This window comes from Enterobacter sp. NFIX59 (assembly GCF_900113755.1).
In the GTDB taxonomy this organism is placed as follows: Bacteria; Pseudomonadota; Gammaproteobacteria; order Enterobacterales; family Enterobacteriaceae; genus Enterobacter; species Enterobacter pseudoroggenkampii.
The window spans coordinates 1,491,834-1,511,634 of the sequence record NZ_FOQN01000001.1 but is presented as its reverse complement, the minus strand read 5'-3'; the positions used below and the strand labels follow the sequence as shown (position 1 = coordinate 1,511,634).

The following is a 19,801-nucleotide window of genomic DNA, read 5'->3' as shown; positions in this document are numbered from 1 at the left end:
GTATGTATGAGCTACGAATTGCTTCTGATTACCCCAATAGTTATTGGTTTGAATACCAGCACCCTGACATATCTGGAAGTGCTTTTTCTCAATGTAAATCAATTGAAAGTAACGAGGGGTATTTTTTTAAATTAAAATCTAAGGTGAGTGAGAAGGCACTGCTTGCATATGATTTTTATTATAGTGATGGGCCTATATTCATATCACCCAGACTAGCATCACTAATTTCTTGTCACGATGTTTTTCGGACTGATGTTCAACTTATTGACGCAACTGTAACTGTAAATGAAACCCAACATCAAGGGTATAAAATAATTAATATACTAAGAGAGGTTTCATGCATCGATATGGAAGCTTCAGAAAGCCAACCTATATTAAGTTATTTACCTAATGGTCCAAGGAAGTTTAGTAAAATAGTCTTCAAAGAAAATGTTGTTGAAGATTTTAGTATGGCAAGATGTAGTGAATATAAATCTTGCGTAATTATTTCAAATGAATTAAAAAAGTTCCTTTCTAAGAATAATGTGAAAGGAATAGATTTTGCTGACCCTATTTATTAATGTGAGTATGATTTTAATTAGCTAAAATGGTCCGGGGAATGATTTTCCCGGATTATAAAAACATTTAAATTCCAATTCAATATATGATTTTATCATTAACTACTTGCTTTGCAAAGTATAAAAGATAACCCTCAAGGATTGTGCGTATGAGTTGGCTAGAATACAGAAAAGCGTATGGGTTAGATGGCTTAATATATAAAATCATGGGTGGGAACACATTAGATGATTTTTGTGTGTATACAAAAGAATATGAAGCATTTGCTAAAGAAGAGCTTGTTTGTTATTTAGATAACTATCCTGTCATTAGTGATAACGATGAGGAAGTATATCCTGATTTTGTTGTTGATAATTCTCTAGAGTTGTTTTTCTATGGAGATCAATTTATAGATGTATTACATAATATCTCTATCCAAAGAGAAAAACCATCTGTAGCGGATTTCATATCAGGTTTAAATTTTTATCTCGAGAACGATAACTTCAAAGAGCTTTTATTTAAAGAGCGAGAGATTAATTAAAGATTGATTTACTTAGCTTATTTTAAGGTAGTACATACTGAGAATGTAATTCTAAATTAATTGGTTATTACTGAGGGCTATATTTATGGATGCGTCTGAGACTATTGTGAATGAGATTGAAAAAGCATTAAAACAACTTATTGTTATTTGCAATAAACACTCGCTGTCAGGAAGTTTCAGCACCGTCACTGATCTGGACAATGCCTTCCCGTCCAACTTACCTCGTTCGACAGAGGTGGAATTTTTATATGAAAATTATAATCCTGAAAAGTTAAAGATTGAAACAGGCTTCACGCCAATTAAACTTCACTCGGCCAGTGAGCTCTTGAAGGCTCAAAGTGGTTATGAATACTTACCAGATAATTATCTTGTTATTGGTAATGATTTAGGCGGAGGTAAACCTATAATTGCGGTTATCGATGAAGGGAGTTCCTCTGTTTATGCAGGTTGTGATGTAATTGAACCGTTTCAGATAGCTAGTAGTCTCTCTGGGTTCATATTTTCTCTAGCTGAGCTTATTGATTTGGTATATGGCCAATACGATATCTTTGATATAGCAGATGATAATGACGAAGTAAAAGATGATTTTATTGATGAATTGCGGGGAAGGATTGTGCCTCTTATCGGTAATGAAAACTTCAATGCATTTTATAATTATTTTTATGGATAGATTTTTTCTTTAAAAGGAAACCCTCACGGTAAAATATTATTTTATAGCGAGGTGAGGTTCTCTTTTTTACGGGTGTTTTAAACAAGATTTAAAATAGTAATGCGGTGTATTTATTCAAGAGAAATTAATCTAATGCATGAAAGGAAAGGGATTATATGCAGACTACGCGAGTAATGGGAGAAGGATATGAACCTTACGTTGAGCAATTAGGTGACAAACTGATTTATTCCTTACCTGTCGAATCGGGATTTGTAAGTTTTCATTTTGAGTTTGATATTCGTCAGATCGATCTTGACGTCCTGCTGTCCGATCATTACCGGCGGGCCGTCCTGGAAGTGACCGCACACACTTTGCTCCAGCGTTCGACGTTGAAGGGACATAAACGATTCACTCAGAACGATTTTGATAACCTTATTGCCACTACCCTTCATGCATCGCAAGAGCATCTTAGCGCATTCATTTCTAAAATTAATCGGGAGCACAATATTTCGATTGAACATTATGTGAATGACATAGTGAATAGACGCATAACCAAAGGATGAATATACCGATCCCAGATAAGGTCAACATTCATCTTAAAATCACGCTGTATCTACAGCTCTTTTCAACCTCGTGCTGCCCGAAGAAGTCAAATCGATTTCGTGATAACCGACGAATGCGGCTAAGTGCGCGGAAGCGGCCAGCTCGGCAGCTTTGGCGAGGTACGTCATCGGAGCCAAGGTTTCCCATGTGTTGTGAATCGCATGGCGATGGCACATCAGCCGCTTCGCTATGCCGGAAATATATACTTTGCCTTTAACAGGAGCAATATTAAAAATATTTGTGCGGATGCAATCTTCGACTACTTTTACGATACTAACATGTTAATGAATATCATGCTTTCGGTAAAATCTGTCAGGAGCAAAACGATTCAAGACAAGGACAACTGATGAGTAATGTTAAAAATCTTATTGCAGCGTATATTAACTGCTTTGAAGAAAATGATGTTCTCACTATCGGAATAGGAGATGACACTCATGATCCAAAAAACTTTATCATTATCGGACGATTTGATGAGGATGAATTACCTATTAACGACTGCATTGGATTTCAGAGTGAGTCAACGGAATATGAGTTAACAGACTCTATTCGTTCCGTTCAACTCACAGATGGCAAACTTGTGATCGTGCTTAATGATGATGCCGCAAAAAAAATTGGCATCAGCGAATATCGCGTGGTCATTCCTGCAGCAAAAGATTTTAAATCGCTTGAAAAGTATTTAAGAGAAATGTTTGATGGCAGTGATGTGCCGCTACAATTACCGTAAGATTTTAGCTACTACATGGCTATCTTAGCACCCGAACTTTAAAAGATGCAGGCGGGACATTTCGAGTAGAGGGCACATGTGTTGAGCCAACGTTTAACGGCGAATAGGATTGCTACGTCACTGTATGAGGTGAATGCGAAAGATATGTCCGCTTTGTGCCAGAAGCAGACGCTGCAGTATATTCCACTTTCGGCTCGAATCGGACTGATGTAACGTAGCAGAAATATTTATCCGGACTTAACCAAGATGCCTTCCATCGAAACGTTTCTCACTTTTCTTCTCGCGCTAACGCTTCTGGAGATTTCTCCGGGGCCAGACATGATGCTAACTATCGCAAGAGGAGTCGGTCAGGGAAGACGTATTGCACTGCTTACGGTACTGGGTAATGTCTTTGTAGCTGGTTTTGTGCAAGTTTCTTTTCTTGTCCTGGGGCTGGTAGCCGTTGTTCATGCCTGGCCGGTTGCGCTAGATCTGTTAAGGTGGGCTGGTGCGGTTTATCTGATGTGGCTGGGCATAAAAATGATTGCGACTTCAGGCACAGATACGCGGCTGCGAAAAACTGCCAAAATTTCTGACTGGAGTGCCGTTAAGGAAGGCGCCCTGAACAGCCTGACTAACCCAAAATCTCTACTGTTCATGTTCGCTTTTCTTCCTCAGTTTGTCGATCCCGCTGCGGGTCCTGTCTGGCTGCAATTGCTTGTTCTGGGTAGTATCCAGAAGCTGGCAGGAATTATTTCCCTGGGGTCAGTCGCAATGGCATCAGGGACATTTGGAAACTGGCTAAGTAAACACCCAGGCTTTATCAAATGGCAGGAACGATTTACAGGCGTTGTCATGATAGGCCTCGGCATCCGCATGTTGTTTAGCGGGTCTGGTGTCGTATCGAAATCTTCCAGTTAAGTTTTACCGAAAGGGTAAACCCAGTGTCCGCTCCTCGCTCATAGCGGATCTTCATCTCAGTAGCTTATCAGTTCCGCTCTGCGCTTTAGCGTGACCCTATCGAAGCAGTTTAAGGGGGCACAGAATGACGTTCGCCACTATTGATGACGTCAGAAACCGGATCGAACCGTTAGACAGAGAACTGCTCATCGGATAACGGAAATGCAAGCTGTCGTTTTTACCCGTTCTGGTAGCTGTTAAGGGTGAGCGGTTATGAGAAAATAACCCACGCAAACGGTTTCGTTGGTTTTAACCGTTTTCGACACATTATCTATCGCTGTGATGGCGTTGTTGTTTAGCATTTTATTCTTTACGTCTCCTCCCCTGGGGAGACGTCTTTTTCCCACGCACTCTTCACAATGTCTGCAACCCCAAACGCCCCTGAAAAATCGCCTTTGATAAGGGATTAGATGTACCTCTATGAGAGTTTGGTCATCAGAAGAAAGGGTTTGAGCTCTGGATGGAAGTCAGATGCAGCCCTGTTCCGTATTCGCTGCAGGGGAACCTGCTCTGAGTTTGTTTAACCTTTCCACGGCAATAACGTCTCTTTCGCACGGAACGGGAGGCGCGTAAAAATAACCCTTTATCTCTGCACACCTTCCTCAAGGATACGATCAAATTGCTCCTGAGTTTCAACACCTTCAGCGACAGCTCTAGCGACAGTGGCACAGTCCGGCCGAACGACGGCATCTTTAACAAAACTGCCGTCAATTTTGATTTTGTCAAACGTGAACATGCGCGGATCATGTCTATGCGTTATGGTATACCGCCCGATCACCATATTTCACAGGCGTTTCCCCAGATAAAAAATTATCTGTAAAAGCATCGAAAACGCCTCTTATCGAAGGGTATTTTTACGTCAGTTTTTATGGCCGGTAACTGACCAGAATGCGGCCTGAACGTTTTCTGGTGAAGTCTTTCCGTTTGCAAGCAGAAGCTGAGTAAGGATCCGTGCTTTTGCCGGATTCAGCCCCGACGAAACAACAAAGCCGGCTTTGTTATCATCGACCTCGACGTTACGTTTTACTGCTCCTGTATAGGAGCGCGATGCACGGACCACGACAAGTCCATGCTCCCGGGCTGCTTTGAGCGCGGCTAACGCTGAGGCGGATGTATTTCCGTCTCCCACGCCGGCGAGAATAATTCCTTTTGCACCATCACGCACCGCATTGTTGATTTGGACATCGTCCATATTACTGTGGGCATAAATGATCTCAACCCGCGGAAGTTTATGGGATGCAGGTAATTGTAGAGACAGACGAGATTCTGCCGGCACCGGGGTAATATAATGAACTTCTGCCGCATCGACATAACCCAGTGGGCCGGCGTAAGGTGACTGAAAAGTAGCCACTCCGGTTGTATCCGATTTCGTGGACCAAATCGGTGACTGGATAGTGTCATTCATCACAATCATTACTCCCCGTCCCTTCGATTGTTTGTCCACAGCAGCATTCACAGACTCAAGCAAATTAGCAGGGCCATCTGCACCAGTTGCTGTCGCCGGTCGCATGGCTCCAGTAATAATAACAGGTTGGGGGTGATGTATTACCAGACTGAGGAAAAAAGCTGTTTCTTCAAGAGTATCTGTGCCATGGGTAATAATAATAGCGTCAGCGGCACCTGTACTGAACAGATCGTCGATCTTCTGGGCAAGATCAAACCAGATTTTATCATTCATGTCCTGAGAACCAATGGATGCGACCTGGACACTACTAAGCTGGGCTTTTTTATCCAATCCTGGAACGGCTGCAAGCAATACTCTTGGGCTGATGGCGCCGGATGTGTATCCGATAGAGCTGGAGTCTTCACCAGTGCTCTGTCCTGCAATGGTACCGCCGGTAGCAAGGATCATCAATTTAGGCAGAGTCTCAGTCGCTTTTTGGCTATATGTCGTTAATGACGGCGAGGCCGTTGCAGCCTGAGAACCATGAGTAAATAGCGAGGCATATACTAGTGTTAGCGCAAACGCGACAGGATGATTTATAGGCTTGAACATGACTTATTCCTTAGATAAAAGGCAGATGCCTTAACTTTTGTCGCCGATACTTTGGCTGGAGCATCATGGGGCATGACAATCGTAGCCGACATACCGGGTAATTTTGCAGACAGAGTGGTAGCCTGAACATAATTTCCGGATGAAAAGGCCAGAGTACCGACTGAGAGCAGGCGTTATAATTACTCATCTATCAATTTTTCAGCAGATGCAACTACATCACCATAAGCAAGTAGTGTTATATAAAGAACACCTCATTTATACACACCTTGTCCTTTCACTTCCAGTTCTCACTCTGGAAGACAAGCTTATATTGCGACACATCTCAAAGAAAAAATCCCTGGAACATAAATGGGGTTATTTAATCTATGTAATTTATTCCATACAAAATTTGATACAGAATCCACTAATGAGTCAAAAGTTGTCCTGGTGATGGTTTTAACAGAATTGATGTTATCAAAATATAAAAATAGAACTAATGCATGCACAATGTTAACAATATGAAAACATTTTCAAGTCAACGTGTTAACAAAAAGGCGGGTGTTAAAGTTTAATATGTCAACTATGATTTTTAATTGGGTTTTTAATAAGCCACTGTTTTCTTTGCTTACATTTCAAAAAGACTACGGCCTCGTTGCGGGAGGAATAGATGGTGCTTGTCTGCTGCGTGCCAGGAGCGGTCATTGATTTAATCAGATAAACAATGCTTAAAGGCCGATCTTACGTTTTCGTATAGCGCAGGTGAGAGCATGACATTTTCCCAAATATTATTATGTCCAGCTTTGGGAATGGTCAGAAGTTGCTTTTGACTACAGCATGATGCAGAAGACAGCAGCTTTTCTGGTATTTCTGAGGGGATGATTGCATCATTTTCGGCAGCAATAATCAGTAAATTCCCGTTAAACTCAGCAGCAATGTTCCATGCATCTGTATGTTCCCAATTCCTGGGTTGGCGTATTATTGCAGAGAAATCAGGGCCAAACTTAACTTTATATGCAAGTGTTGAGTAGACACCTGGAACCATAAGGATGAGAGATCGGAATTGCATCGCTTTACTAAGCTGAAGTGCATTATAGGCTCCCATACTGATGCCCATACAACCTGTAAGCGTCTGCCCCAGAGAAGCGATAACCGCCTCTGCTTGCATCGTACGATTAAAAAGAGAAGATTCGTGAATGTCTCCCCCCGTTTCACCATGACCTGTAAAGTCAAATACCGTCGTTCCAAAACCCAGGGTATCCAAAATATCCCGGTATTTGTAGAAAACGGTTCGATCTTTGCCGCCACCATGAAGCATCAGAACATGTCCATTGCGCCCAAATGTGCTTTCAGCATGAATTGTTTTGCCATGGAACGGGACCAGGAAGTTGTGACTCGAAATCATCTTCGTATGTGTTTTTGGCGACATGGTTTATTCGTTGTATCAAACCCAAGCGCGCCATGCAATGTCAGACTGAATCACCACTGCTTCGGTAGCCATTTTTTAGTTTGTCACACGATCTCTTGCCCAATTGATGTGCGTCGGCATCTTCCGCTCCTCGCTAAAAGCGGAATTCAGACTAGCATCTAATTTCGATGACTGAAGCGGATATAACTTTAACGAGCAATCAGCCGATAATTATTTCAAAGAACATACCAGAGTGGCATGATCCCACCACTCGTTGGTATTAACTTTTGTTGCAAGTACGTTAAATTGTGCTTCCTGTATCTCATTTGTTAATGCAGGGAGAGGTTTCAGGGTACGCCAGGGGTGACCTTCTTTCAGTAAATGATGTCTTATAGGATCAAAAACACTAATATCATCAGAATTACGGGGGCTTCCACACATGGAGCTGATCACAAGCCGTCCGCCGGGTTTGAGCAATCTTTTCGCTTCTGCGAAAAAGCGAGTTCGGTCATCATCTATCAGGCAATGCAAACAACTACCATCAATAACCAGCTCAAACATTGAGTCCTTGCATTGATAAATATGACAAACATTTCCGACAAGAAAATGAGCGGAGAGGCCCGCTTGTTGAAAACGCCTTTCAGCCCATCTGATAGCGGTTTCAGAAAAATCCACACCCCATACTGAATATCCTCGTTCAGCAAGAAACTGCGCAGCCATCGCTCCATTACCACATCCCATTTCAAGTATTGGCGCGCCAGGTTGGGGTAAATAATTATTAAAATCAAGCCACTGAAAGATTTTTTCTTGCTGTTCTTTTGCCCTGAAATAACCTTTATCAGCCCAAGCTATAGCCCCATTCGCTATGAGTTGTCTGTATTTTTCTTCATAGGGATTCATATTTAAGACGCTTTATTGCAACAATAACACCCTTTATTTTATATGTTATTTATGGAAAAAATGAAGTTTCTGGCGAAAAAGTGCGTGCTGTAGATACACGCAATAACGTCCGCTTTCACTCTTAAGGGACATTCGACAAACAACATTGTATTTTGCGTAAGGCCGAAATTCCTGCTTCTTACTCAACAGTTTTCCGGCCTCCCATCTCACGCCTCAGTGCGCCGCGATATACGGCTCCTTCACAAACTCCGCCATTAGCCAGACCATATCATGCAGCAGCCCGGTCAGCTCTTTCGCCACGCTCGCAGGCAGTGTTCCGCCCATCACCGCCAGCGTTAACGCCACGGCATAGTCCACCTGCAGAGTCGTCTCTTGCCAGCAGTCCGGCACGCAGGAAGCCATCTTTTCTCCCGCAATCAGCTGTTCAACCAGATACGGCGGGAGTTCAGCATCACAGCACTCCCGTAGTCGCTTCAGCGCAGCCAGCAACCGCTTACAGAGCGTGGTGTATGTCACGTCGTCGTCAGTTTCCACCAATACGCTTACATAGGCGGTGCAGGCATCGGCCAGTTCGAAGAGATCCGCAGAATCGGAAATTGAATTGTTGATGAGGTGACAAACAGCGCTTTCCGCAGAGAGCGCGTAAGAAAATTCAGGGGTAGTAGCCATTTAGCATCCTCGTTGTGCAAAAAAATGTCATGTTATGCTAACGGGTTCCTACGCCCGGTTACGGATGTGCCGCAACGCAGGCACTTTACGACCGCGAAGAAGGGAAAAAAAGGGATAGCCATGAATTACATCAGGTTGCTTGCAGGTTTGCGAGGCGGCTTCCAGAAGGGCGTAGCCGCCGGGCACATTTTGTACCGCGGTTACTCTTTACGCAGACTTTTTCATTTTGATCAATCCTTCTAATAACGTCTGCGTCGCGCGGGAAGATTTGCCCGCCTGGGAGCAAACCAGCCCAAACTCCCGGCACAGCGAAGGCGTCACGGGCACGACGCACAAACCGCGTAATTCATCCGGCAGAGCGGATTCAGGTATCAGTGCGACGCCCAAGCCTTCGCGTACCAGCAGGCAGGCGCTGATCCAGTCGCGGACGGTCACCTGTACGTCAGACAGTTCCAACCCAGTCTGCTCCATCAGGCTTTTTCCATTGACGGCACAACCGCCTGTGGCGAGTACGAAGGGCTGGTCTGCCAGTTCCTCAAGGGTGATGCCGCGCGTGCGTGCATAGCGAGCCAGACGGTGGTTGGCTGGTAACACTGCGACCCATGCATCTTGCCCCAGGATCGCATCCGCGCGTCCGGGAACAGGGTTCATGACCACACCGATATCAACAGTATCTGCCGCAAGCCACTCTTCGACCTCCTGGTCCGTGCCTTCCAGTACGACCACCTCTATTTCAGGATGCAGGCGCTTCACGTCCCGCAGCAGCCCCGGCAAAAGCGTGGACGTTACTGACGGAAAACTGGCAAGTCGAATGCGCCCGCCACTCAGCCCGCGGCTCTCATCCGCCAGTGTGCGGATGGCGTCCAGCCGTGCCAGCATGCTTCTTGCCTCTTTGACAACCCGCTCGCCCAGGGCTGTAACACCGACGTGGCGTCGCTCACGCGTAAATACCGCAAATCCTAATGAAGCCTCTAACTGAGCGATCGCCTGGCTGGCACCCGACTGCGTCATGCCGACCTCTTCAGCGGCACGCGAAATATTACTGGCGTCCGCCACGGCAACCATCAGGCGCCAGTGCAACAGATTCATCATGGGTATCAGTAGCTCAGCTAATAGTTAATTTATGAATCATTAATTTTACAGTGATAACGGTTTTAAGCACAGTGAATGCAAACCGAATGTTTATCACTCACAGCTTTAACGGAGAGATTATGAAACTCTATTACGCCCCGGACACCTGTTCACTCTCACCCCATATCGTGCTTCGCGAACTGGCGATTGAGTTTGAGCTGGTTAAAGTGGACAACAGGAGCAAGCTTACCGCTGACGGGCGCGACTTCCTGACCATTAACCCTAAAGGCTATGTCGCCGCGCTTGAACGGGATGACGGAAATATCCTGACCGAGGGGCCAGCGATTTTGCAGTACCTCGCTGACCTCAAGCCGGAGAGGGGGCTGGCGCCGCGAGCAGACAGCTGGGAGCGGGTGCGGCTTCAGGAATGGCTTAACTTTATCACCAGTGAAATACACGCGGGATCGGCTCCTCTTTTCAATCGCGTGTTGCCCGAAGAGGTCAAATCCATTTTTCGTGAGAAGCTCTTCAGGCGGTTCAGTTTTCTTGAGGAAACGCTCTCCACTCGCGCTTATTTGACGGGATCGACCTTCAGCGTGGCAGATGCCTATCTTTTTACCGTGCTGGGGTGGTGCAAGTTCTTCTCCATTGAGCTGAGCCCCTGGCCTGCGCTGCTGGAATACAGAGATAAAATTAATGCCCGTCCAGCGGTGCAGGCCGCATTACGTGCGGAAGCGGCTCAGTAAGACTGTAAAGCAGGTTTTTGCCGATCGTGTGTGAATATCTGCCATTTTATCTCCGACGTACTCAGGGTAAAAATGGCCGTGGCCAGCGTGTTCTCTTCATCCGGGTCGTGTGGCGAGAGACGATAAATCGGGAGCGCGGGATCATGCTGGTCTGAAAGAATACCCAGTGCCGCCGCACCATCAAGGTGAGATTGCGTCTCCAGCCAGGCGTTTAGCCGCTGCTGGCGTGACCGGGAGCTGTCGGTGATCACCTGCTCAACCGCGTCAAGCTGAGGGTGGATAAGGTGATTAGCATGGGCGAAAACCTCCCGCAGCGGCGTGACGGAACAGCCTGTTCCCGTCGCTTCTACGCTAAACAGCCGGCTGTCTCCCATTTGTCCCAGCGTATGATGAAATGCACCGGCGCGTGGCCCTGTGGTCAGTATGGTGATGGCTTCATCTAAGGTGGCGGCATTCAGCGCGGCGCGGGCTAATACCTGGCGCGGCATTCCGCGTGGACGGTGCAAAGCGCGAATGTTATTCACCGTATTCACCACGCCCTTTTCGTTTACGGCGAAGGTATGTCCGCAAATTGAGCCCGGATAAGCAAAACTGGTGAACGCCAGGCCGTCATCCGGGGTGATGCTGACGATGGCGCAGTCATTACGAAGCTGCGGGAAACCGTCTTCATTATGCGCGATAATCAGCTCCCCCTCTGCGGTTCTTCCCGCTACCGTGGTACAGCCATCAGAGGTTGAGCGCACCAGATCGCCGCGGCAGTTCCAGGCAAACACCTCATCAAACGGTGCATCCAGACCCTCGGCTAATCCCTCCAGCTCCTGCCAGATCAGGGGATAGTGTGACTGGACCCGCGAGCGCATGCTTCGGGTCTGTTCTGCGTCTTTCATGGCGGTAACGGTTTGCCACAACGCCGTTTGCGTGAGTTTTGCCTGCCAGGCCTCGCGGCCAAAGGCGCCAAGTTCCTGACCTACTGCAAAAGCGGAACCACGAATTTCGATTTTTTTCATAGTATTATCATTCACTTCTGTTCAGGATACGTGTTGCAAAAATTCTTTCAGGCGTGGATTGCGACTGCTATTCAGCAGCATATCAGGTGGACCATCTTCGGCAATGGTGCCGCCATCAATAAAGATGAGCCGGGATGCTACATCCCGGGCGAAGCCGATTTCGTGGGTCACAATCACCATGGTCATGCCTTCTTCGGCCAGCGAGCGCATAACTTTCAGCACCTCGTGCCGTAATTCGGGGTCCAGCGCTGAGGTTGGCTCATCGAACAGCATCATTTTCGGTTTCACCGCCAGGGCTCTGGCAATGGCCACGCGTTGCTGCTGACCGCCAGAGAGCTCTGATGGGTAGTGACTGGCGCGTTCGCGTAAGCCAACGCGGTCCAGTAGCGCCAGCGCCTGCTCCCGCGCGGCGGCTTTGCTCTGTTTGCGTACGCGAACCGGACCAAACATCACATTCTCCAGCGCCGTCAGATGGGGGAACAGATGGAACTGCTGAAACACCATCCCGGCTTCGCGGCGGATATCACATTCGTTAGCGTGAGGATCGGTAATATGCATTCCCGCTACCAGCAGCGTGCCGGAGGAAATTTCCTCCAGTTTGTTAATGCAGCGCAGCAGCGTCGATTTGCCCGAACCGGAAGGGCCGATGATCACCACGACTTCGCCGGCGTCAATTTTTAAATTGATGTCGTGCAGCACCTGAGTGGCACCGAAATTTTTCGACACTGCGCTAAATTCAACCATGCTCATAAAATATGGATCCTCTTCTCCAGTTGCTTCAGCAGGAAACTCAGGCACAGCGTCACCAGCAGATAAATCATTGCCACTGCGGTCCAGACTTCCAGCGCGCGGAAATTACCGGCAATAATTTCTTGCCCCTGACGAGTCAATTCCGCCACACCAATCACAATAAACAGCGAGGTGTCTTTAATACTGATAATCCACTGATTACCTAACGCAGGGATCATACGGCGTAATGCCAGCGGCATAATGACATGCCATAGCGTGCTGCGCTGAGATAATCCCATTGCCAGGCTGGCCTCTCTAAAACCTTTATTAATCGAGAGGATCGCCCCTCGGGTGATTTCTGCAATATAAGCACCTGAGTTAATCACAATAGTCGTAATGGCCGCGGTTACCGGGTCGATATGAATCGGTAACACCATGGGTAGTGCGAAGTAAATAAACATCACTTGCACCATAATAGGCGTCCCGCGGATTAACTCGACAAAGACTAACGAGACTGTCTTTGATATTTTCCCTCCGAGCGCCCGGCAGGTTCCCGCCAGCAGGCCAATAACAAAACCACCCAATAAACCTGATAATGAAATAATCAGCGTCAGCTGTAGTCCTTGCAACAACAGCGGCAGGGACTCCCAAATATATTTACTGTCGAAATTCATCATGTTACCCGTTAAGATGTAACGAGGTCGGATCGCTCCGACCTGGCGGGATTATTTTGGCTGTTTAGCAAACCACTTCACGTAAATCTTGCTGTAAGTGCCGTCCGCACGTAGCGCCTGCAGCGCAGCGTTGATCTTCGGCGTCAGGCTGCTGTTCTTCTGCATCGCAAAGCCGTAGTGCTGCGGCAGAATGCTGTCAGTCTCGCCGGTCGATTTCACTTTGCCATCACCTGCCGTTTTTACGTAATAGAGCACGTTGGGCGAATCATGCACCACGGCATCAAGGTTACCTGCCTGCAAATCAAGATAGGCGTTATCGATATTCGGGAATTCGACATAGTTCGCCTTATATTTGCTTTTCATAAAGCTGGCCGCCGCCGTTCCCTGCTTTAATCCCACTTTCTTTCCTGCTAAATCGCTGAATTTAGTAATGGTATTATCGCTGCTTTTCACCGCCATTAATAAATCAGCATCATAATAACCGTCGCTGAAATCGACGACCTGTTTACGCGCGTCGGTTATCGTAATGCCCGCCATGGCGACATCCAGATTACGTGATTGCAAACCCGGAATCAGTCCCCCGAAGTCCATCGGGCGTAATTCGTAGCTGACGTGCATTTTTTTAGCAATAGCATCCCACAAATCAATATCAAAGCCGACGTATTTATCGCCTTGTTTAAATTCAAAGGGGACAAACGCGGTATCAACGCCAACCGTTAATTTATCCTGCGCTTCTGCCACAAAACTGGCGGAGCAAGCGACCAGTGCTAACGTAACTTTTAATTTAGTGAATAATCCAGACATGATAACCCTCGGCGTCAGTGAAGTAGCGTGCATGAATGTCACCCGGCGAAATATATCGGCAGGGTGGGGAAATAAAAAAGTTGATATGCAGGGCGCACTTTCATGCGCCAAAATTAAAACGATACTTATGCGGGAATAATCTCATCCCGGGTGTCGGGTACCGGCGTCTGTGCGCCGTTCATTACCATCGAGAGAAAACTGTAATAACCATTAATTCCGATTAGATCCACCACGCCTTTCTCGCCCCACAGCGCGATAGCGTGCTGCCAGGTGGCATCGCTGACCTTCTGCTGCTCCTGTAACTCCTTGCAAAAGTGATAGACCGCCCATTCATCCGGCTGCAGATCCTCTGGAAGACGCTTTTCATTAATCGCCTGCACTGCCGCGGCAGAAATACCTTTCTCGCGCGCTATCGGCGCATGAATCGCCCACTCCACAGGCTGTGACCAGTGCCGCGCGGTCATCAAAATCGCCAGTTCCGACAGGCGCTGTCCCAGCGCGCTGCGATAACGCAGGTATTCGCCCATGCGTTGCGCATGCGCCATCAGCTCTGGACTGCGCAGCAGCGGCTCGAAAGGTGGCAGCAGCGCACCGCGGGGCCCATTGATTATCTCTTCGGCCAAAGCACGCTGCTGGTCGTCCCATTCATGCTCCGCCAGTGGGGGTAAACGATTGATCATAATTTGCCGGTCTCTTCGCGAATGACGGTGTTCAGCGTGTCCACTACAAAGTCGAGCTGGCCAGGCGTGACAATAAACGGGGGGGCGATCAGGATATGGTCGCCATACTGCCCGTCAATCGTTCCACCCATTGGATAGACCATCAGCCCACGTGACATACAGTTTGCTTTGATTGCTGCGTGCAGTTTCAGGGCAGGATCGAAGGGGGTTTTGCTGGTTTTATCGCGTACCAGCTCAACGCCCGCAAACAAGCCGCGTCCACGCGTATCCCCGACATGCGGTAATTCCCCCAGCACTTCACGCAATGCGTTGTGCAGGTAAGCCCCCTGTTGCCTGACCGCCTGCAGCAAATTATCGCGCGCGATCACCTGCTGCACGGCCAGGGCTGCGGACGCGGCGGTCGCGTGACAAATGTAGGTGTGCCCGTGCTGGAACAGACCGCTACCGGCCTGCAGCGCTGAGACAATCTTCTCGCTCGCTAATACTGCGCCAATCGGCTGATAGCCGCCCCCCAGCCCCTTCGCGATGGTCACCAAATCCGGCACCACATCATCCTGTTCAAACGCATGCAATGTGCCGGTGCGTCCCATGCCGCACATCACTTCATCCGCGATATAGAGGATGCCGTATTTATCACACAGGTTGCGTACACCTTTAAGATAGCCCGGGGTAGGCGGCGTGGCGCCGGTGGTGGCTCCCACCACGGTTTCTGCACAGAAACCAATAATGGTGTCGGGACCGGCCTCAATAATGGCTTGCTCCAGCTCGTTGAGCAGACGCGTGGTGTATTGCTGCTGGGTTTCGTCAGCGCGGCGGTCGCGATACTCGTTGCAGGCCGAAACGCGGATAACGTCGATCAGCAAGGGAGCAAACTGGCGGCGGCGCCATTCGTTGCCTCCCACCGCGAGCGCCCCAAGGGTATTGCCGTGATAGCTCTGCTTACGGGCGATAAATTTGGTGCGCGACGGCTGGCCGATCTCAACAAAATACTGGCGCGCCAGCTTGAGCGCAGTTTCGACCGCTTCCGAACCGCCCGAAACGAAATAGGCATAGTTAAGATCGCCAGGTGCCGTGCGCGTCAGCTGTTCAGCAAGCTGTTCAACGGTGTCGCTGGTAAAAAAACTAGTGTGGGCATAGGCCAGTTGATCGATCTGGCGATGCATCGCAGCCAGAACGTCCGGATGCGCGTGGCCTAAACAGGAAACGGCGGCGCCACCGCAGGCATCCAGATACTGTTTTCCCTGTGCATCAAAAATGTACGCCCCCTGGGCGCGTACCGCCACGGCGGGCGTGTTGCGTAGACTGCGGTGAATGATATGTGTCATGCGGGTCCTGCTCCTGAATACGCTGTGCTAATAAAGCGCATCTTGCAGGATCCATTTGTATCACGTCAATTTCATTTTGATCCAAATGCATTCTATTTTCTTATGCCGGATGCAAATGAATTATTTTTCAGGATTTTCCGGGCACCACATAGGCGCCAGAGTCGATAAGATAGCGTTCAGCATTTTCGATTTTATTGACTGCATCCCGACCATGGCGCGCGACCAGCATCGCCAGTAAACACTCGGCGAGCCCCATACCAGACACCACGGAAGGAAAAAACGACGGGCTGTCGATGGAGAACAGCAGCGTGCAATCGGCAGCCTGGGCTAATGGCGAGACGGGAGAATCCGTAATGGCGACGATTGTCGCGCCTGCCTGCCGGGCCGCGTGCAGGACATCGAGCGACTCACGCGAATAGGGGGCAAAACTGGTGAGTAACAGGCAATCTTGTGCTGTTAATTCGCGGGTGAACACCTCGATATTGCTCGCCAGACCATCAATGAGTGATGCTTGCCGATTGAACAGTCGATAGACATAAAACAGCGACCAGGCGATAGGAAAGCTGGCCCGGAAGCCGCAAATATAGACATTCTCAGCCGCGTCCAGCAGCGATACAGCCTGCTCCATGGCCTGATGGTTTTCATGCTGTGTGAAAGCCAAATTTACCTGATGCGCCTGAAACACCTCTTCATACAGCTGCGGCTGAGTGCCTTTGGCAATCAATTTCTCGGCTTTGGATACATATGTATCATTGCGCAGTCCGAGTTCATCAATGAATGCGTTCTTGAGTTCACCCCAGCCGTTGTAACCCAATCGTTGCGCTAACCGCAGCAGCGTGGCGGGTTTTACACCGGCTTCACTGGCGAAGGCACGCATCGATAGCACGACCAGCTGATTGGTATTCTGGAGAGAGAACTCGGCAGCACGCTGTAATTCTGCAGACAACTCACTGAATGTACTGACAATATTTTCCCTTGGATTCATAGCAAATAGTCCCGCTTTTTAAGGTTAGCGCTGCTGTTGTCAACTTACGTTCGATCTTCACAGACCGAACGGGTTCGCGTTGTCTCAGAGACGGATGATGAAAACACAGAGTGAATAAGTCAACGGGGAGCTGAACAGGGGGGTTATCAGATGCGCGAAACCAATCTGATGATCATTATGATAAAGGCCAAAGGTAAGACTGTTTTCTATGCAGCATAGCGCTGCTCCTCGCTCATTCCAGCCCTTCAATATTCGACTTAACCGCTTTCAGCGTCCTTCTTCGGATCCAGCCGCTCCCGGCCCGTATTGCCAGCCAGTAGGCTACCATTTTTAGGTGAGTACGTTTGTCCGGACAATAAACGAAGGTCTCCGTACAGAGTTCATGTTGACCCGGCGCCAGTTCCGTTACCTGGTAGCGGAGCAACAGTTTTGCGCTGCCCGGCGCGGCTGGAGACTGAAAAGCAATGGCATCCGGTGCGTTTTCCAGACCGAAATCAGTCCTCCAGAATTGTCCCTTTAAGCCGTAGCTGAGCTCAGAGGCTGAACTTTTCAAAAGCGTAAAGCTGTGCAACCCAAAGTTGCTGATTGAGTTAGCCTGCTGATTGCGCAGAAATCTTTGCGGCAATTGCCGCAAAGACATCAGCCGACGAATCACGGCATCTTGCCGGACGTCAAAGTTGGCAATCAACGGCAGAATATTTTCAGGATGCGCAGTATGAATGACCGCTCGGTGTTTTTCATGAAACTGGAACTGGGGGAGAAAAGCAGGAACATCCCGCCACTGAGCAAGCGCTTTGCGGGTAACGAATCCGGGGTTCAGCATTGTTCTTCCTTGTCATCCTTTGAGCACAGCCAGAGTAACAGATGGTTTGCGGCAGACAATTACCAGGAAAACGTAGTACCGAAGCGTGCATCAACAAGACCTTTACCGTTCTAAGATCCCGTTATTTGACGACAGAGGCTGGCATTGCCGGGTGGCGGCTGCGCCTTACCCGGCCTACAAGAGAAAAAAAGAGACACGAACCGTAGGCCCGTGCAAGCGAAGCGCCGCCGGGCACAGCCGCACTGCCGTCACCCCTCGCTCAGCATCGTCAAAAACCGCTTTACCGTCCGCGAACGTTCAAAACGCCGCCAGCAGAGCGCAATATCGGTATAAAGCTCCGGTGAACTCAGCGTGTGATAGGTGACATTCGGCGGTGCAATGGCCGCCATGGATTTGGGGACCAGCGCGAACCCGCCGCCAGCGGAGACCATGCTCAGGGAGGACGAAAGCTGCGACGACTGCAGCGCGTGCTGCACGTCAATCCCGGCCCGCTCGCAGCAGCCGTGAACCCGGTCATACAGGCCCGGCGCGACCTCCTGCGGGAACAACACCACCGGCGTTTCCCGAAGCTGCTCTAACGCCAGCGAATCGCACGCCGCCAGCGGATGATCGCGATGCAGCGCCACCACCATCGGCTCCCGGTCGAGAATTTTTAACTCGAACGCCTTGCTGCTCTCGCACGGCAGGCGCACGAAGGCGATATCCAGTTCACCCTCTGCCAGCATCGTCGTCAGCGACGACATATTGGCTTCCACCTGGTGAACCTGCACCGCCATGTTCTGCACCTGAAACTGGCGAATCAGGGTAAAAATTTTGGGATGAAAAGCGTCGGAGCTGGTGATGCCAATCGACAGGTTGCCGTTCAGCCCGCGCGCGATGCCGCGGGCTTTCTCCAGCGCGGCATCGCTCAGCGCCAGGATCTTGCAGGCATCCTCATAGAAGGCTTCTCCCGCTTCGGTCAGCTCCACGCCCCGCGTCAGACGTCTGAACAACGGCGTGCCCACTTCCTCTTCGAGCCGTTTGATTTGCTGACTCAGAGGAGGCTGTGAAATACCCAGCGCTTCGGCCGCCCTGGTGAAGTGTCGCTCGCGTGCAACCGCGACAAAATACCGCAGATAACGAAGTTCCATATCTAAAACGTCTCAAACCAGCATGGTTTCTATATTGGAACTCTCTGCTGAATCGGGTCAACATTTATTTAACCTTTCTAAATAAAGTTGAAGAGGACGAGCATGATGATGCATTCATCTGCCTGCGACTGTGAGGCCAGTTTGTGTGAGACCCTGCGCGGGTTCTCCGCCCAGCATCCTGACAGCGTGATCTATCAGACATCGCTAATGAGCGCCCTGTTAAGCGGCGTGTATGAAGGAGAGACCACCATCGCCGATCTGCTGGCACACGGTGATTTTGGTCTGGGTACCTTCAACGAGCTGGACGGCGAAATGATTGCCTTCAGCAGTCAGGTGTACCAGCTGCGCGCCGACGGCAGCGCCCGGGCCGCGAAGCCGGAGCAGAAAACGCCGTTCGCGGTCATGACCTGGTTCCAGCCGCAGTATCGCAAAACTTTCGATGCGCCGGTGAGCCGTCAGCAGATCCACGACGTCATCGACCAGCAGATCCCCTCCGATAACCTGTTCTGCGCGCTGCGCATCGACGGCAACTTCCGTCACGCCCACACCCGCACCGTACCGCGCCAGAAGCCGCCGTACCGCGCGATGACCGACGTGCTGGACGACCAGCCGGTGTTCCGCTTCAACCAGCGCGAGGGCGTGCTGGTCGGGTTCCGCACGCCGCAGCATATGCAGGGCATCAACGTGGCGGGCTATCACGAGCATTTCATCACCGACGACCGTCAGGGCGGGGGCCATCTGCTCGACTACCAGCTGGAGAGCGGCGTCCTCACCTTCGGTGAAATTCACAAGCTGATGATCGATCTGCCCGCCGACAGCGCCTTTTTACAGGCCAACCTTCACCCCAGCAATCTGGATGCGGCGATCCGTGCCGTCGAAAACTAACAG

The 19,801-nt window shown here is 49.4% G+C and carries 23 protein-coding genes and 1 pseudogene; 8 read left to right on the top strand and 16 right to left on the bottom strand.

Features of this window, described 5'->3' with window-relative positions; all coding sequences use genetic code 11:
- Positions 1–2 precede the first annotated feature (2 nt).
- The 6 genes from BM007_RS22975 to BM007_RS07365 all read left to right on the top strand — a co-directional run bounded on the left by BM007_RS22975 (position 3) and on the right by BM007_RS07365 (position 3,951).
- Positions 3–560: an imm11 family protein gene (locus BM007_RS22975; protein WP_139210893.1), complete on the top strand. Its 558-nt coding sequence runs from the start codon at positions 3–5 to the stop codon at positions 558–560.
- 146 nt (positions 561–706) lie between these two features.
- Positions 707–1,075: a DUF7716 domain-containing protein gene (locus BM007_RS07390; RefSeq protein ID WP_024906921.1), complete on the top strand. Its 369-nt coding sequence runs from the start codon at positions 707–709 to the stop codon at positions 1,073–1,075.
- Positions 1,076–1,160: 85 nt separating this feature from the next.
- Positions 1,161–1,745 carry a hypothetical protein gene (locus tag BM007_RS07385; protein ID WP_090417901.1) on the top strand — a complete coding sequence of 195 codons (585 nt, stop codon included), beginning with the start codon at positions 1,161–1,163 and terminating at the stop codon, positions 1,743–1,745.
- Between the two features lie 155 nt (positions 1,746–1,900).
- Positions 1,901–2,287 (top strand): hypothetical protein, encoded by a 387-nt coding sequence (locus BM007_RS07380; RefSeq protein WP_024906923.1) that lies wholly within the window; start codon positions 1,901–1,903, stop codon positions 2,285–2,287.
- Between the two features lie 386 nt (positions 2,288–2,673).
- Positions 2,674–3,051 carry a hypothetical protein gene (locus BM007_RS07370; protein ID WP_048993206.1) on the top strand — a complete coding sequence of 126 codons (378 nt, stop codon included), beginning with the start codon at positions 2,674–2,676 and terminating at the stop codon, positions 3,049–3,051.
- Positions 3,052–3,297: 246 nt separating this feature from the next.
- Complete coding sequence (locus BM007_RS07365) at positions 3,298–3,951, top strand: LysE family translocator (RefSeq protein ID WP_061715813.1); 654 nt, start codon at positions 3,298–3,300, stop codon at positions 3,949–3,951.
- 622 nt (positions 3,952–4,573) lie between these two features.
- Here BM007_RS07365 and BM007_RS23210 read toward each other — a convergent pair.
- The 7 genes and pseudogenes from BM007_RS23210 to BM007_RS07340 form a co-directional block, all read right to left on the bottom strand.
- Positions 4,574–4,726: a hypothetical protein gene (locus BM007_RS23210; protein WP_155267924.1), complete on the bottom strand. Its 153-nt coding sequence runs from the start codon at positions 4,724–4,726 to the stop codon at positions 4,574–4,576.
- Positions 4,727–4,849: 123 nt separating this feature from the next.
- Positions 4,850–5,986: an asparaginase gene (locus tag BM007_RS07360; RefSeq protein WP_090417899.1), complete on the bottom strand. Its 1,137-nt coding sequence runs from the start codon at positions 5,984–5,986 to the stop codon at positions 4,850–4,852.
- 35 nt (positions 5,987–6,021) lie between these two features.
- Positions 6,022–6,144: pseudogene (locus tag BM007_RS23380) on the bottom strand (serine dehydratase); the annotation flags it as partial.
- Positions 6,145–6,671: 527 nt separating this feature from the next.
- Positions 6,672–7,391 carry an alpha/beta fold hydrolase gene (locus tag BM007_RS07355; RefSeq protein WP_061715811.1) on the bottom strand — a complete coding sequence of 240 codons (720 nt, stop codon included), beginning with the start codon at positions 7,389–7,391 and terminating at the stop codon, positions 6,672–6,674.
- A gap of 210 nt (positions 7,392–7,601) precedes the next feature.
- Positions 7,602–8,270 (bottom strand): class I SAM-dependent methyltransferase, encoded by a 669-nt coding sequence (locus BM007_RS07350; RefSeq protein ID WP_071994451.1) that lies wholly within the window; start codon positions 8,268–8,270, stop codon positions 7,602–7,604.
- Between the two features lie 213 nt (positions 8,271–8,483).
- Positions 8,484–8,939, bottom strand: coding sequence for a hypothetical protein (locus BM007_RS07345; RefSeq protein ID WP_024906940.1), 456 nt, complete (start codon positions 8,937–8,939; stop codon positions 8,484–8,486).
- 207 nt (positions 8,940–9,146) lie between these two features.
- Complete coding sequence (locus tag BM007_RS07340; protein WP_090417896.1) at positions 9,147–10,031, bottom strand: LysR family transcriptional regulator; 885 nt, start codon at positions 10,029–10,031, stop codon at positions 9,147–9,149.
- Between the two features lie 119 nt (positions 10,032–10,150).
- Between BM007_RS07340 and gstA the strand changes: the two genes are divergently transcribed.
- On the top strand, positions 10,151–10,756 hold the full coding sequence (gene gstA / locus BM007_RS07335; RefSeq protein ID WP_048993219.1) for a glutathione transferase GstA: 606 nt from the start codon (positions 10,151–10,153) through the stop codon (positions 10,754–10,756).
- On the opposite strand, the gene BM007_RS07330 is transcribed toward gstA, so the two are convergent.
- The 9 genes from BM007_RS07330 to BM007_RS07290 form a co-directional block, all read right to left on the bottom strand.
- Entirely contained in the window at positions 10,750–11,763 is a 1,014-nt protein-coding gene (locus tag BM007_RS07330) for an acyl-CoA--6-aminopenicillanic acid acyl-transferase (RefSeq protein WP_048993203.1), read from the bottom strand. The two genes, gstA and BM007_RS07330, sit on opposite strands and share 7 nt — an antisense overlap.
- A 21-nt stretch (positions 11,764–11,784) precedes the next feature.
- A complete protein-coding gene (glnQ, locus tag BM007_RS07325; RefSeq protein WP_024906944.1) occupies positions 11,785–12,507 on the bottom strand; it encodes a glutamine ABC transporter ATP-binding protein GlnQ in 723 nt (240 codons plus the stop codon).
- A gap of 2 nt (positions 12,508–12,509) precedes the next feature.
- Entirely contained in the window at positions 12,510–13,166 is a 657-nt protein-coding gene (gene glnP, locus BM007_RS07320) for a glutamine ABC transporter permease GlnP (protein ID WP_024906945.1), read from the bottom strand.
- Positions 13,167–13,217: 51 nt separating this feature from the next.
- Complete coding sequence (gene glnH, locus BM007_RS07315) at positions 13,218–13,970, bottom strand: glutamine ABC transporter substrate-binding protein GlnH (protein ID WP_032649674.1); 753 nt, start codon at positions 13,968–13,970, stop codon at positions 13,218–13,220.
- Between the two features lie 125 nt (positions 13,971–14,095).
- On the bottom strand, positions 14,096–14,650 hold the full coding sequence (locus BM007_RS07310; protein ID WP_175557789.1) for a carboxymuconolactone decarboxylase family protein: 555 nt from the start codon (positions 14,648–14,650) through the stop codon (positions 14,096–14,098).
- Positions 14,647–15,975 carry an aspartate aminotransferase family protein gene (locus tag BM007_RS07305; protein WP_090417893.1) on the bottom strand — a complete coding sequence of 443 codons (1,329 nt, stop codon included), beginning with the start codon at positions 15,973–15,975 and terminating at the stop codon, positions 14,647–14,649. The genes BM007_RS07310 and BM007_RS07305 overlap by 4 nt, the downstream gene beginning before the upstream one ends.
- Positions 15,976–16,102: 127 nt before the next feature.
- The gene (locus BM007_RS07300) at positions 16,103–16,960 is read right to left on the bottom strand and encodes a MurR/RpiR family transcriptional regulator (RefSeq protein WP_090417890.1); all 858 of its coding nucleotides are present in this window, start codon (positions 16,958–16,960) and stop codon (positions 16,103–16,105) included.
- 232 nt (positions 16,961–17,192) lie between these two features.
- Positions 17,193–17,783, bottom strand: a complete 591-nt coding sequence (locus BM007_RS07295; protein ID WP_024906950.1) for a hypothetical protein — start codon at positions 17,781–17,783, stop codon at positions 17,193–17,195.
- Between the two features lie 248 nt (positions 17,784–18,031).
- Positions 18,032–18,913: a LysR family transcriptional regulator gene (locus tag BM007_RS07290; protein WP_090417887.1), complete on the bottom strand. Its 882-nt coding sequence runs from the start codon at positions 18,911–18,913 to the stop codon at positions 18,032–18,034.
- Between the two features lie 105 nt (positions 18,914–19,018).
- On the opposite strand from BM007_RS07290, the gene budA reads away from it, so the two are divergent.
- Positions 19,019–19,798: an acetolactate decarboxylase gene (budA, locus tag BM007_RS07285; protein WP_061098944.1), complete on the top strand. Its 780-nt coding sequence runs from the start codon at positions 19,019–19,021 to the stop codon at positions 19,796–19,798.
- Positions 19,799–19,801 lie beyond the last annotated feature (3 nt).